Source organism: Vibrio sp. T11.5, from assembly GCF_027587155.1.
GTDB lineage: Bacteria > Pseudomonadota > Gammaproteobacteria > Enterobacterales > Vibrionaceae > Vibrio > Vibrio neptunius.
Map to the genome: position 1 here is coordinate 123,647 of NZ_JAPPTP010000005.1, position 14,987 is coordinate 138,633.

Below are 14,987 nucleotides of genomic sequence, written 5' to 3' on the forward strand. Positions count from 1 at the left end.
TTAATCCATGATTATTGATAGTATTATTTTTTATTTGTCACCCCGAGCAAATATTGAATAATCCGTTGGTGTTCAACAATGCCTTTAAATCGTGATTCATCATCAACCAATATCCAAGGCAATGGCGCTCTCATCAACAAGTCTTCCACGTCGGTTAAGGATGTGTGCCAAGACAGCAATGACTTAGGGGGAAGCATCATACGATGAGCTGACTTATACCACATACTGCGCTCTTTACTGGTTTCATGATCGGTGCCCATACTTGGTGTCATATGGAGATTCAGCACAGCTCTATCAATAACACCAACACAATGTTGTGACTCAATCACTGGGACAATATTGATGTTCTCATTGCTAAAATAAATATGTATCAAGGAAAGGGGCTCGCCTGGGTCAATGTGGGGGACTTGTTCCGTCATCAGTTCTGCAATAGTCCCTGCATTGCCTTTTACCACCTCACTGCTTTTTGGTAGCAGGCAATAGTCCTTGGCAACTCTCAACGCTTCAATTGGCAATGGCTTGGAAAAATAATATCCCTGAATGCAATCCACACCCAAACTTCGCAACGTTGCGTATTCATCCCTTGTTTCAACGCCCTCTGCCACTACCTTGAGTTTTAGTTTCTGAGCTAGTTGAATAATGGTGGTCACAACATGATATTGCCGACTAGCAAGGCGAATACCTTGGACAAAGCTTCGATCAATCTTCAACACATCAAAGTAGCTTTTGTTGAGATAGTCAAAAGAGGCAAATCCTGTACCAAAATCGTCGACTGCGATAGAAACTCCGGCTTGTCGAATAGCGGCGAGCAACTTTTCCTGATAACTGTCCCCATCAAAATAAGCACTCTCGGTAAACTCAATCGTCAATTTATCGGGAGCAATGCCACTTTGCTCAATCAACTGAGCACTATGTCGAAGTATCTCGGCAATATCTCGTTTTGAATTGAAAGAGCGATTGACAGACAGACCGACATGCTCCCCAAACAGTTGTTGAAGCTCAGGTAACACAGACATGGCTTTTCGGTTAACAACATCATCCAAGCTGACAATCAGATCAAGGTCTTCAACAACATTGATAAGCTCTTGTGTTGAAGCGTTCGCCGCTTCATTGGCAGGAAAACGACACAAGGCCTCAAATTTATCGATTCGACTCTTTTTAAGATCGATAATTGGTTGGAAATAGACCTCTATTGTCTCTGCGGATATACTTTGTTCAACCCAATTCTCTAGCCGTTTTTTACACTCCACTTGCTCGTGGATCTCACGATCATAGAACGCAATTCTCTTGCTTTCTCCTGAATGTAGCTCCAACAATGACTGCAAAGCATGAGACAGAAGTTGTTTAGGTGATTTAGCATCTGAGTGCAGTACTGATACCCCTGTGAGACCGAATTTTAGCGCTTGAGCAACCGTTCCCTGAGCATGTTTGAAACTGTGAAAGAAGGCCTTTATCGTCTTCCTGATGGAACGAACATTCTCATTACCCTGCGAGTTTTCGACGTTCAATGTCACCGCAAAGCGTCCATCACCGATATAGCTGGCGTAAGGAACCAAGACATTTTCTGCAATATAGCTTGCGAACTGACGTTTAATCTCTTTCTCATTCGCCAACGGAAACTGCGGTTGCAACGCCAGCATTATCAGCAAACCTTCACCTTGGTTATCCCCATACTCCTGCTCTAACTGCTCTAAAAAGCGCTCAGGGGATGGTAATTGAGTCAGTAAATCAACGCCGCCCGTTTCTCGGTCGTCAATTCGGTGCAGCTGATCAGATAGGTCTGCGCAAAGCCCCAAAAAGTATGATTCTCCATTTCCCGGTTCAATCTTATGAATAGTGAGTTCTTGAGGGAAAACTGAGTTGTCTGCTTTTTTGGTAAGCATAGGACCACTCCAGTGACCATGCCGTTCAATGCTGTGCCAAAGGTCACGGTAATAATCTGCGCTAAGTTTTTCTGCGTTCAGAATATTGGTTTTTAAGCCTTGAATGTCCTCCAGCTGGTGGCCAGTAATTCGCTCAAAATGACGATTGCATGCAAGGATTCGGGTTTCTGAATCTGTCACTAACACGCCATGATGTTTGTTCTCAAAAACAGAGTAAAAAATATCCGCTGCCGCCATTCTCGATGGAATAACCAAACAAGGTGTTACCGCTCCTTTTAGCAAAAACTCACTTTCTGCTTCGATGGTGAATTCTACGTAAGTGAACAAGCTATTGGGAGTCAGCAAACAGCAGTGAAATGAATGCGTTTTGTCGGAAGCCAAGGCTGACTTAAACATAGTGCGAACCATCCGACGCTGAGTCGTCGGTAGCAGCTTGAGCAACTCCTTGGCTGAAATGGTGAGCTTTTGACAGCCAAAAAGCTGTTTCATCGCTTCAGGCTCACAGCTAAACTCTTGAGTAATAAGGTCTAACTGCCAAGTGTAGGTCCGGTATTTTCGCTGACGACTGGCAGAAACACACTCTGTTACAGCTAGATCCGCATCTGTGCCATGCATAAGCACCCACCTCAAGTTTAATATTCATCACCACCCTATAATATTAGCTCCATATGACAGCGTAATCCGTTATATAGCTAACACAACTAAAAACAACCAGATGCATAACTAATAGGACTTCCATTAGGCATAAAAAACCTAGGGATATGTAGAGGTAGATAGTCCGCTCTCAAGCCGCTATAATTCGCGCTCCGTGGAACAGAGAACAAAATATGTACAGCAATATCACCCCTATTCATGAGCACAAAAAATACTGGGCAGAATGCTTTGGTAATGCGCCTTTTCTCCCGACAAGTCGTGAGGAAATGGATGCCCTAGGATGGGACAGCTGTGACATTATTATCGTCACTGGCGATGCGTACGTCGATCACCCAAGTTTTGGTATGGCAATCATCGGTCGCCTGCTTGAAGCTCAAGGGTTTCGTGTGGGGATCATTGCGCAGCCTGAATGGCACAATAAAGAGGCTTTCACTCAGTTAGGTCGACCCAATCTGTTCTTCGGCATCACCGCTGGCAACATGGACTCAATGATCAACCGCTATACCGCTGATCGTAAGCTGCGTCATGATGATGCGTACACACCTAACAATGAAGGCGGTAAACGTCCTGATCGGGCCACATTGGTCTATTCACAGCGCTGTCGTGAAGCCTATAAAGGTGTTCCGCTTGTGCTAGGTGGTATCGAAGCTAGCTTACGTCGCTTAGCTCACTACGATTACTGGTCAGATAAAGTTCGTCGCTCTATTTTGTTTGATGCAAAAGCAGATATCCTACTATTTGGTAACGCAGAGCGCGCACTGGTTGAAGTTGCTCACCGACTGGCTGATGGCGAAGAAATTGGTACAATGACTAACATTCGCGGTACCGTTGTCAGCCTGCCAGCAGAGCCAGAAGGCTACAAAATTATTGACTCTTCACGTATTGAAAAACCGCGTAAAGAAGCTTTTATCCCACCAAACCCATATGCAGTAGAAGAGCAGTGTGACACCAAGGCGAAAACTGAAGAGCCTGAAGCGAAACCTATCGCTATTCGCCCTTCTCGTCATGATGCTGCAACAACTGCGGTTCGTATCCCCCATTTTGAAAAGCTGAATAATGACCGAATTCTCTATGCTCATGCCAGCCGTATTATGCACCTTGAGACTAACCCCTATTCTGGGCGCGCATTAATTCAACGTCACGGTGATCGAGAACTTTGGGTTAACCAAGCTCCGATTCCTCTCTCAACGGAAGAGATGGATTACGTTTTCGGCCTGCCTTACGCACGTGTACCACACCCGAAATATGGTAAAGCCAAGATTCCTGCTTACGATATGATCAAAACCTCCGTGAACATTATGCGTGGCTGTTTTGGTGGCTGTTCTTTCTGTTCTATTACTGAGCACGAAGGTCGTATCATCCAAAACCGTTCTCAAGAGTCGATCATTAACGAGCTTGAGGAGATCCGAGACAAAGTACCTGGCTTCACTGGTACCATTTCCGATCTTGGTGGTCCAACTGCAAATATGTACCGACTCGGTTGTAGCGATCCGAAAGCTGAAGCAAACTGTCGCCGTCCATCATGTGTTTTTCCGGGGATCTGTAACAAGCTGAACACCGACCACAAGCACACTATCGATTTGTATCGCGCAGCACGTAAAGTGGAAGGTGTGAAAAAAGTGATGATAGCTTCTGGCGTTCGTTACGATTTGGCCATCGAATCACCTGAATACGTTAAAGAGCTAGTGACTCACCATGTTGGCGGTTATCTGAAGATTGCACCAGAGCATACAGAAAAAGGTCCACTAAACCTAATGATGAAGCCTGGCATGGGCACTTACGATCGTTTCAAAGAAATGTTTGAAAAGTACAGTGCAGAAGCAGGTAAGAAACAGTATCTGATCCCTTACTTCATCTCCGCGCACCCGGGCACCGAAGATGAAGACATGCTGAACTTAGCGCTATGGCTCAAGAACAACAACTTCGAGTGTGATCAGGTACAAAACTTCTACCCATCACCAATGTGTAACGCCACATCGATGTACTACTCGGAAACCAATCCGCTCAAGCGTGTTAAGTACAAACAACGTGAAGAAGTGCCAGTAGCGAAAGGAGAGCGCCAGCGCCGCTTGCATAAAGCTCTACTGCGTTACCATGATCCAGCTAACTGGCCTTTGATTCGCGAGGCGCTCATCAGCATGGGCAAAAAACACTTAATTGGTGACAAACAGAGCTGTCTGGTACCAGCAGAAGATAGTGAAGCCCAGACTCCCGCTCAGCGTAGAAAGTCTGGTCGTCATGGCTCAAACCGTTTCGCGACTAAACACACAAAAAGTCAGCCAGGATTTGAAAAGATGAACGGCTCTGGACAGAAAAAGCCAAGCAATGGCCGCAACTCAGGCAATAGTGGCAAGCCAACCGGTGGGAGAATTGGTAAGTCGGGTGGTCAAGGAAACAATAAGCCATCAGCAGGTGGAAAACCTGCATCAGGACGTAAACCGAAACGCAGATAACCGATAGGTTCTCAAGTTTTTTGAAATCGCAGCTCAAGCTGCGATTTTTGTTTCTCTGTAGAACCTTTAACTCACCCACTAAAGATAAATCTATTAATTATTTGCACCTTGGTTCATAGGCTCCATACTTAGTTCATTGGAATCCAACTCCCGATGGAGAGATCGAGATGAACGTTCGTCTGTCCCATGCCCTCTATATGGGCTTCTCAATAATCATCATCACCACTCTGATTTTAGCTTTCATCGTTTGGTCTCTTGTTAACAAATCTGCCACCGTTTCACAGGAAATAGAGTCTGATGACGTACCCGGCGTGTTGGCCTATTTCAACGTACTAGATGCAATTGGGAACCTACAAACTAACGCTCTGGAATATCTTAATGGCGATGCAGGACAACGCAATGCTTTTGAAGCGAATGCTAATGAATTCCAGAAACACTATTCGCAATTGCGCTCTCTAGAATCAGCCAAAACGTCTGATATAAATAAAATGGATCGCATCATAGGCTTAGCGAATCAATACATAGACCAAGTCAATCAAAACGTTTTCACTAAATACAACCCTGCCGATGAACAACAAGCGATCCAGAAAATAAACCGACTGACTAAAGACGTCGGTGCTCCATTAGAAGAGCTACTCGATAAGTTGGCAGATAAACGTTTTACCGAAGCTTACAAAAGCACCAACCTGAGCCGTTCTCTCAATCAGGATTTGCCCAGTATCCGCTATTACCTTGAGCTTGTTGACGAAGCTGGCGATATGATCGCTACGCTCAATGCCTACATTATGGGTGATCCAGCCGCACGTGAAACATTTAACAACGATGCCGGTGCCTTTGCCGATTATTTAGATAAGCTTCGTCCTTTAGAGCCAGACCCTCAAGCATCCAGTCAAATCGATGAGGTGGAGCAGTATTACTACGATATTATCCGTATCGCACAAGAAGTGTTTGATGGGTATGATCCTTCAGGAAAACAATCAGCAAACGCATTGGTGGGTGAACTAAAACAATCCATTATCTTGCCGCTTGAAACCTTGCTCAATACATCCGCCACCGAAGAAACCAGCGACTCGATTACAGCGCTAGCAGAATTGAATGACAACATGTCGACTATTATCCTATGGCTAACCGTAAACGTCATAGTGGTGTTGGTGGTGAGCGTTGTCGTAGCTTGGGGCCTATCGAACATGATCCGTCAAAGACTGGACGTAATTGCTGCAAAAGCAAAATCCATCGCCGATGGTGATCTATCAGAACCGCCAATCAACGAAACCAATAAAGACGAATTGGGCGAACTTGCACGAGCCATTGACGCTATGCAGCAATCGCTTAGAAGTGTGTTATCTAACATCACGAGTGTTGCCTCAGAAGTTGCCAGTAACACACAAATGGTCGAGGACACGAGTAAACTTGTTGCTTCTGGTATTGAAGAACAAGCAGACAAAGCCACACTGATCGCTAGCGCCGTCGAAGAAATGACTGTCACTGTCAATCGGGTCGCTGATCAAAGTACTGACGCGGCTGAAAGTTCGCGTCAAGCTGGCGAAGAAGCGACCAACGGTGGTAGGTTGATGCAAGAGACGGTAACTGGCATGAATAGGATCGCCGAAGTTGTTAACGAAACGGCGGAAACGGTCGACAGTTTAGGTAAACGTGGAGAAGAGATCGGTAACGTAATCAAAGTCATCAATGACATCGCCGAACAAACTAACTTGCTCGCGCTCAATGCAGCCATTGAAGCGGCACGAGCTGGTGAACTTGGTCGAGGATTTGCCGTCGTTGCTGATGAGGTTCGAAGTTTAGCGGAGAGAACCTCAAAAGCGACAGAAGAAGTGGGCGGTTTGATCAGCTCAATTCAAAATGAAACTCGTCAGGCTGTTGAGCGTATGAGTGAAGGAACTCACTTGGTCGCAGAAGGCGTGACCCAGTCTAATTCTGCCGGTGATGCCCTGACGCAAATTGTGTCACGTGCTCAAGACGTCAACAAGATGATCGATATGATCGCGACAGCAGGTAACGAACAAGCCACTGCAGCACAGGAGATGTCGCGTGATATCAATACGATAAGCCAAATTGCCGACAACTCAGTACGCACCACTCAAGATGGCGCTCAGGCAGTTAGCCAACTTTATCGAAAAGTAGAAGAGTTGGAACAAGTTGTCGCACGGTTCAGGCTTTAGACAATAAAAAAGCTTAGCCTCACTGGCTAAGCCTTTACTTTCTATCTCCGGATTACGCGTTTGACGCTTCAAATTCCTTCATAAATTCAACCAGAGCTTTTACACCTTCTACGGGCATTGCATTGTAAATGGAAGCACGCATACCACCAACAGCGCGATGACCTTTCAACGACACCAGCCCTTGTTGCTCTGCCTGCTCGATGAACAACGCATCTAACTCTGGCTTAGCCAACTGAAAAGGTACGTTCATACGTGAACGGTTCTGTGGATGTACATTGTTCTCATAAAAATCAGAGCTATCGATGTAGTCGTACAGCATCGCTGCTTTCTCGCGATTAACCTGCTCGATAGAGGCAACCCCGCCTTGATCTTTCAACCACTTGAACACCAAGCCAGACAAGTACCATGCGAAAGTCGGGGGCGTGTTGAACATAGAGTCTTTTTCTGCCAAAGTTTTGTAATTGATAAAACTTGGTAGAAGCTCATGTGCAAGATCGAGCAAGTCATCACGGACAATGGCGATACAAATCCCAGCTGGACCAATGTTCTTTTGCGCACCGGCGTAAATAACGCCATATTGAGAAACGTCTATCTCTCGTGAAAGGATGTTGGAAGACATATCTGCGACGATGGGTTTGTCAGTCTTTGGCAAGTCGGAGATTTCAACACCATCGATGGTTTCGTTTGGGCAAAAATGTACATAAGCCGCTTGAGGGTCAATCTTCCAATCTGATGTGTCTGCGACCGCTAATTGGCCATCTTTTGTAATTTTGGCACTGAAAACATCTACTTCGCAATATTTTCGGGCTTCTTTGATTGCGCTCTCAGCCCAATAGCCAGCGTCGATATATGTTGCTTTTTTCGCTTGGCCTAGCAGGTTCAGAGGAACAGCCGCAAATTGAGCACGTGCGCCACCCTGACAAAACAAAACCTTATAGTTATCTGGAATATTGAGCAACTCACGAAGATCTTGTTCAGCCTCTTCCGCTACCTTGATGAATTCTTTGCTTCTATGGCTAATTTCCATCACGGATGTACCCAGCCCATTCCACTCAATGAATTCAGCCTGTGCTTTTTCCATTACAGCTCTAGGCAGACCTGCTGGGCCTGCACTAAAGTTATAAACATTGTCCATTTCGAGTTTCCTTGCTCACATTTCAATAGAGATTGACAGGATTAATAACACGTTTTCGTACGTATAAAAAGCAACAAAAGAGGTCTTAAGACCTCTTTTTCATGCCAGTGTTAGAAAAACTAACTTATGGTTGCATCATTGCAGGAAGCAAGATTGCCATCAAAGGAATCTTCTGACCATTTTCAAAGACCAGATTACCATCTTTTAATTCGGCACGAATTTGATAGCCTTTGTCATCTTGGCTGATAAACTCCATCGCCATCGCTTCATCGATACCTTGTTTGATAAACGGGTACTGCTCAACTAAGCCGTTAGAAAAAAAGGTGTCAAGGTTACCCGTCAATGCAGGCAGAATCATAGCCGGATTCTGTGTGACGTTGCTGGTTCCTTCTGGCACGGTAATTTTCCATGTACTCTCAAATTGACCCTTATCATCCAAAGTGACCGCCATCTTGTTCATTGAAAGATAGAAACCTTTCGAAAACAATGTCTCAACATCAGGAATCGCAGCTTGGACGTCAGCCGCCGTCAGAACTGGGTTGTTCTGATACATATTCACCAACTGTTCAAAAGAGTGACTGTCTAAATCACCAAATTCTAGATCCACAATGAGATTATCTGCTTCACCTTCCGGCATAAGTAGTTTAGTCGCACTCACAACATGCTGACTATTCACACGTTTTGAAGCATCATCAAGAGAAGAAGAAAATTTGTACTGTCCACTTTTCATTGTAAAAAGTGAGGTTTGACCTGAATCGAATACTGACATATCTGCAATATTGATTTCCTGCTCCCCCAGCCAGAAGCTGTTTTGCTTCCTTCCCTGACCTGAGCCAGTCATATTGGAAAGCAGCATCTTCTCGCCAGTATTAAAATCAATCTCAACTGAGGGAATATTAAGGTCATAGCTTACTTCACCAAGCACAGTAACGTGGCCTTTCAATGTAGAAGGCGTAACAGACACCATTGCGCCGCCATCACCTTCCATCGATTGATGCCAATTATCCATCGCTAGTGTGTAGTCAGTATTTCCGTTTAACTGAGTTATCGTGGTTAATGTTAGAGGGAAAGTTTCGACATTGTCTAAGGTCGACGTCGCTTTCAGACTAATCAATCCATGACTGACATGGCTGTTGACCAAAAATTCAGCAGGCAGACCGTCAAGCTCAAGTTGGCTAGCAAGTTCAGGGTCCGCTACGGTATATCGAGTTTGCACCTCAGATGAAAGGTAACCACGTTCGTAGGAAACGATTTCAGCTTTCAAAGAGCCACTATTAAGATGGGCAATACCATCACTAATAACGTGATGCCCGATTTGGCCAACAGCCAACGGCCAACAAAAAGCCAGAGAGATGGCGCCACCAATAGCGCCGTATTTTTTCAACTGATGCATGTATTTATCTTCACTTAGGTATTTATTGCAGTTTACACCAAAAAACATTGAGTTAAATCAGACTATTGGCTTTATTAACAAATCGTAGGGGAATCTAAAACCTGTGTCTCAGTCAATCTGACAATTCCTTGTTAGAGTGAAATCAGATCAGTGGGTTAAGAAAGAGACAAACGGAAATCGTGAATCATTACGCCTTACTTTGTTTAGACAACAATCCTATCAGCATAGAGCAACTACGACGAGAGCTCGGTCAATTTTCTGCTAGGTTCGATGTTCATACCGCTGACACACTTCAAGATGCTCATGCGGTGCTTGATTATTGCCAAGAAAGTCAACAACCCGTGGCACTCGTTCTCGCTAGCCATCATGAAAGCTTTAACGGCGCCGATTTCTTGGTTCAGCTCGATAAAAACCCTCACACAAAAAGCGCTCGTAAAATCTTACTCAGTTGCGGACAAGACATCCAAGCGATCTTGTCCGCTGTCAATGAAGGGCGGCTCGATCATTGTTTGACCAAACCACTGCAAGATAACTTAGTGTATACCACAGTAAAAAAAGAACTGACGACATTCGTTCTAGAAAATGACAAAGACAATCTGCTCGCCTACAGTGAAACTCTCGACCAGCAGCGCTTGCTTCGATCGCATATTGAACTACAGATGCGCAGCTATCGAGAAGGTTTCATCACAGACCAACACACCTTGTCAGACCATGAGCTGGCAGAACAAGTTATCTCTGCTCTTTATGAGTTTTTTTTAGATACTGATGATACTGGTGCATGTAGGACATACTCCTCACAACACTTGCTCACCGAAGAAGGAGAAGAAAATCGATTCCTTTGGTTCATCACTCAAGGCGAAGTCGCTCTATATAAGAAAGATGACCAAGGTGTGCAACGGGAAGTCGTTCGTCATACAAAAGGTAATCTAGTTGGCGGGATGTCATTTGTGACAGGCGAGCCCTCTTTTTCTACTGCCATAACGTTGAAAAAGACTGAAGTTATTAAACTCGATAGAGATGTGTTCGCAAAAGTCATGCATTCAAATACGGCTTTGCTGCCACTCTTTACCAACCTTCTTTTGCGACATTTTAATCGCCGCTTGCAACGTAGTATCAATACAAAGCTTGAACTGCAGAAAACCCTTGAGTCACTGAAATCCGCGCACCAGCAATTGCTCGAAAGGGAAAAGATGGCCATGCTAGGCCAACTAGTGGCGGGAGTTGCCCATGAGCTCAATAACCCGATAGCGGCTATTTTGCGCGGTACGGAGACCATGACGACTACCATTAAAACGCTAGTAGACGACAATAAGTACCAACCGTTGACTGAGTTAGGAGCCAATATTTTCTCAGATTCGCTTACATCGAAGCCAAGGTCGACTTCAGAAGAACGTCAACTGGCTAGAAGCATTGAATCTCTGGTTGGAGACCGGCGTATTGCTAAAAAACTCGTGAAGCTTGGGTTAGAAGAGAACCAAAGATGGCTAACCCATCTTAGCCACACCCCGACAAAAGCGCTTGAAGAGCTGGCGGCTCTCGAAAAATATTACTTAGCAGGCGCTACGTTACGATCTATCAATGTTTGTGCCCTGCGTATTGCTGATATGGTCAAAAGTCTAAAAGGTTACGCACGCCCCGACGATGAAACCTTTCGTTTATCCGATATCCATGAAGGTATCGAAGATACTCTCGTGATCTTCGAGAACAAATTAAAGGTGCATAAGGTAGAAAAAGAGTATTGTGAAATACCACCAATACTCTGTATGCCTGCAGCTCTCCAGCAAGTCTGGACTAACCTGATTTCCAACGCTATTGATGCACTACCAGACAAGGGGAAGCTACAAATCCGCTCGGAAACTCGATGCTTGCACGGAAACAAATGGTTGGTGGTATCATTTCAAGACAATGGGATAGGCATACCAAAACACCTACAGCGTCAAATTTTTACCCTCAATTTTACCACCAAAAAGGAAGGGAACTTCGGATTAGGTATCGGTTTATCGATTAGCGAACGAATAGTGCACCACCACGGGGGCCGAATTGATGTTCAGTCTCAAGCAGGAAAGTATACGCGGATGTCCGTTTGGTTACCCTTTAAAACGCAGCAATCATCATGAGGAAAAAACATGACTAAATATCTGATCTTATGTGTCGATGATGAGCGAGAAGTACTAGATAGCGTTATTCAAGACCTTCACTGCTTTGAAGAGCACTTCATGCTCGAAGCCGCAGAATCGGTTAGCGAAGCAAAATCAATTATCGAAGAAATAGAGCAAGAAGGCGGACAGCTCGCACTCATTCTTTGTGACCACGTCATGCCAGAACAAACCGGTATCAGCTTTTTGATCGAGCTGAACGATAGCGCTTCAACTCAACCAGCTCGAAAGGTGTTATTAACTGGCCAAGCTGGATTGGAAGATACGGTAGAGGCTGTGAATCACTCTAGCCTCCACTTTTACATGGCCAAACCTTGGCGAGGGGAGAGCTTACGTGATGTCATCAAAAAGCAGCTTACCTTTTACATGATAGAGAACAACGCTGATTTACTGCCTTGGGCCGCCATTCTCGATACAGAAAAAATCTTAGATGCTGTCGCAAAAAACCGAGTCAATTTTGGGGAATAGATCACTAAATCATGTGTATTTTGGCATATTGATTGCTTAAATATGTAAATAGCGACAAAACAATGGCATTTTTGGTAGTGTAGTACGACGGCAATGCATTATGATATCCCAATATGGCAGCGCTCCGTCGCACCTAACCAAGGAAATTAACAAAAATAGGTTTTTCTTTCGTATGCGTAAAACAATCTTAGCTGCAGCACTAGTGCTAGCATCTGGTCAAACTCTTGCAGAGACCGACCCAAACAGCCCAACCGTAATGAGTAACTTCAGCTACGATTACTTAGAAGCTCGTATTGGTGCAAGTCCTGTGACCTTTGGCGCAGCTGTAAGCAAATCTATCCACCCTAACGCTCACGTTATTGGTCGAGTTGACTCAGAGTTCGAAGGTGACTACGACACAGCAGCTGGTTTTGGCTTCCATGCGCCAATTAACAATTGGGCTGACTTCACAGGTGAAATGTTGTTCCGCCTAGTTGATTTTGGTGGTAAAGGTGGCAAAGGGACCGATTCAGGTATGGAACTCAACCTTGGTGTACGTCAATGGTTAGGTCCACAGCTCGAAGTAGGTGGTAAAGCCGGTTATGTCTCTATTGAAGACAATGATGATTGGATTGGTTCAGCGTATGTTCGTTTCCATTCAACTGAACTCTTTTCTATTGGTGGTGAAGCACGCATCAATGACTTCTATGGCGATCAGTTAATGTTCACTACTCGCTTTAAGTTCTAACAAAGCATCAGATACTAAAAAGCCGAGGGTCAACCTCGGCTTTTTTAATTCAATCTATAATCTTTAGCCTTACATACAGCTCGCCAATAATTGGCGCTTACGCGGCTCTTGAATTAACTTCCAATGCACACCATCAATAGCACCCGCAAATTTCCACAGCAGCTTGATGTCAACGTCATTGCCATAAATGGCTTTAACTCTTGAAAAAACTTTCGGAGCACCCAGCTTCAGAAAGGTATCAACGTCATCGACACCCGCTTTCTTTACCATACGCTCTAAAGTCAATTGCATGTTGGGTAAATCACGTAAACGACGACTTGATGATGATTTCTTGTGGTATCGTTGAGAAACCGAAAACTTAATAGAATGCTCTACAATCTCATCCAATAACTCACCTTGTTGACCAACTAGCCGAGTAATATCGTAGTAATTGACTGTTGCTGTTGTCTGTTTCTTCACATGACGGTACTTAATACAACCCAGTGTCGCCAATTTGTCGTCTAAATGCTCTCCACCTCGAATAAACACTTTATCAGCACTCATGAGCGCGAACATAGCTTCTTGCTTGAAGAGACCTGTCCCGCCAAACATTGAACGTCTTTGGAAACTGCCAAACTTGTTGACATAATTAATAAATTGTTGCTCTGTCATATCCATTGATCCTTCTAATCTAGAAAACCCCGATTATTTTCGATCACCAGATAGCAGCAGCTATAAGCGAAAAAATGTCAATCAGCCGGAAAAACTACGGTTTATATTTTTATCAGCATACCGACTGCAATGACTAATAAATGATAGTTAACGCAAAAAAATAAGTCTATGCACAGCTCACACCAACAAAACTAAATTCATAGATATTCGGGAGTAACATCACACATGCAAAAATTCCATACTTAACTAGCCAAAATACACCGAGTAAGAACTCGCATTTAACTTATCAATAATTTGCATAGCAATAGTAAGGGAAGTTAAACTGTCAGCAGTAGAATCTATAGCAGATCATGCATGAACCATCTATCCTTTTATTGGCTTCCAGAAAACAACGAACTTTTAGTTAAAGGCATCGAGTCTGAGTTCTCAACGTTAGTTGAATACGCCATTAACTCGGGCAAAATTACTCTGCCACCGATCTCCGATGTCGTTTTGAAAATCCAAAAATTATGTACTCAAGACTCAACCACAGTGTTAGATGTTGCGGATAGTCTTCTTGAAGATCCAGGCCTTGCTGCTATCGTCATTCGTGTGGCGAACTCTGTGATATTCAATCGTCGTAACATCACCTGTACTGACCTAGTCACTGCGGTTTCTCGCCTAGGCATTCTCCGAGTCAGAGATATAGTGACCGCCCAGGCAATTGAGCAACTTAAGCACTCTGTCAACTTAAGCCGTAGCTGCAATGAAGTGCTGATAAACAGTGCTCACAATTCGCGAGAACTGGCTGCCACTATGGTTATGGTCGTGAAAGGCTTCAAAGATGCCAACGACCCAAGATACAGTAATCTCGAAACCGACAAAGCCCTATTGACAGGCCTACTGGCCGACATCGGCCTGTTTTGTATCGTGAACGAATACTACATGTATCTTGAGCAAGGAAATTATCTCGATGAGGATATTGCTTTCCAAATTTTCAACAACCAATGCTCCAATGCGAGCCGACTCGTCCTTGAACATTGGGGGTTTGATAGCGACTTTCTTGAAGTAGCAACCAATCAAGCCACTCAAAGACAGAGTGTTGATGTCAGCTATCTCGACATCGCTCGAATCGCCAATCATATTCTGATGTTCCGTAGACAAGATGACAAAATCGACGAGCACACCGTTGAATTTGACCTAACTGGTGCCGATATACTGTACAAACTCAGTAATTTAAGTGATATTGAGTTCAATACACAAATCAGTGACTTAATTAGCGCAAGCGGACTGTAGCGCTATACGTAC

The 14,987-nt window shown here is 44.4% G+C and carries 10 protein-coding genes; 6 read left to right on the forward strand and 4 right to left on the reverse strand.

Going from position 1 to position 14,987, the window contains the following annotated elements; genetic code table 11:
* Window positions 1-23 precede the first annotated feature (23 nt).
* Complete coding sequence (locus OH455_RS07635) at window positions 24-2,498, reverse strand: EAL domain-containing protein (protein ID WP_269980958.1); 2,475 nt, start codon at window positions 2,496-2,498, stop codon at window positions 24-26.
* A gap of 212 nt (window positions 2,499-2,710) precedes the next feature.
* Between OH455_RS07635 and OH455_RS07640 the strand changes: the two genes are divergently transcribed.
* Both OH455_RS07640 and OH455_RS07645 read left to right on the forward strand, forming a co-directional pair.
* Window positions 2,711-4,990 carry a YgiQ family radical SAM protein gene (locus OH455_RS07640; protein WP_269980959.1) on the forward strand — a complete coding sequence of 760 codons (2,280 nt, stop codon included), beginning with the start codon at window positions 2,711-2,713 and terminating at the stop codon, window positions 4,988-4,990.
* Window positions 4,991-5,157: 167 nt separating this feature from the next.
* Complete coding sequence (locus tag OH455_RS07645; protein ID WP_269980960.1) at window positions 5,158-7,170, forward strand: methyl-accepting chemotaxis protein; 2,013 nt, start codon at window positions 5,158-5,160, stop codon at window positions 7,168-7,170.
* Window positions 7,171-7,222: 52 nt separating this feature from the next.
* Here OH455_RS07645 and serC read toward each other — a convergent pair whose 3' ends face one another.
* Together serC and OH455_RS07655 are read right to left on the reverse strand one after the other, a co-directional pair.
* A complete protein-coding gene (gene serC, locus OH455_RS07650) occupies window positions 7,223-8,305 on the reverse strand; it encodes a 3-phosphoserine/phosphohydroxythreonine transaminase (RefSeq protein WP_269980961.1) in 1,083 nt (360 codons plus the stop codon).
* A gap of 124 nt (window positions 8,306-8,429) precedes the next feature.
* On the reverse strand, window positions 8,430-9,698 hold the full coding sequence (locus OH455_RS07655; RefSeq protein WP_269980962.1) for a DUF945 family protein: 1,269 nt from the start codon (window positions 9,696-9,698) through the stop codon (window positions 8,430-8,432).
* Window positions 9,699-9,877: 179 nt separating this feature from the next.
* On the opposite strand from OH455_RS07655, the gene OH455_RS07660 reads away from it, so the two are divergent.
* The 3 genes from OH455_RS07660 to OH455_RS07670 all read left to right on the forward strand — a co-directional run bounded on the left by OH455_RS07660 (window position 9,878) and on the right by OH455_RS07670 (window position 13,049).
* The gene (locus OH455_RS07660; protein WP_269980963.1) at window positions 9,878-11,815 is read left to right on the forward strand and encodes an ATP-binding protein; all 1,938 of its coding nucleotides are present in this window, start codon (window positions 9,878-9,880) and stop codon (window positions 11,813-11,815) included.
* A 9-nt stretch (window positions 11,816-11,824) separates the two neighbouring features.
* Window positions 11,825-12,322, forward strand: a complete 498-nt coding sequence (locus OH455_RS07665; protein WP_269980964.1) for a response regulator — start codon at window positions 11,825-11,827, stop codon at window positions 12,320-12,322.
* A 172-nt stretch (window positions 12,323-12,494) separates the two neighbouring features.
* Entirely contained in the window at window positions 12,495-13,049 is a 555-nt protein-coding gene (locus OH455_RS07670) for a hypothetical protein (RefSeq protein WP_269980965.1), read from the forward strand.
* A 69-nt stretch (window positions 13,050-13,118) separates the two neighbouring features.
* Here OH455_RS07670 and OH455_RS07675 read toward each other — a convergent pair whose 3' ends face one another.
* On the reverse strand, window positions 13,119-13,706 hold the full coding sequence (locus OH455_RS07675; RefSeq protein ID WP_045974530.1) for a TfoX/Sxy family DNA transformation protein: 588 nt from the start codon (window positions 13,704-13,706) through the stop codon (window positions 13,119-13,121).
* Window positions 13,707-14,054: 348 nt separating this feature from the next.
* On the opposite strand from OH455_RS07675, the gene OH455_RS07680 reads away from it, so the two are divergent.
* On the forward strand, window positions 14,055-14,975 hold the full coding sequence (locus OH455_RS07680; RefSeq protein ID WP_045974531.1) for an HDOD domain-containing protein: 921 nt from the start codon (window positions 14,055-14,057) through the stop codon (window positions 14,973-14,975).
* The last annotated feature ends 12 nt before the right edge of the window (window positions 14,976-14,987 follow it).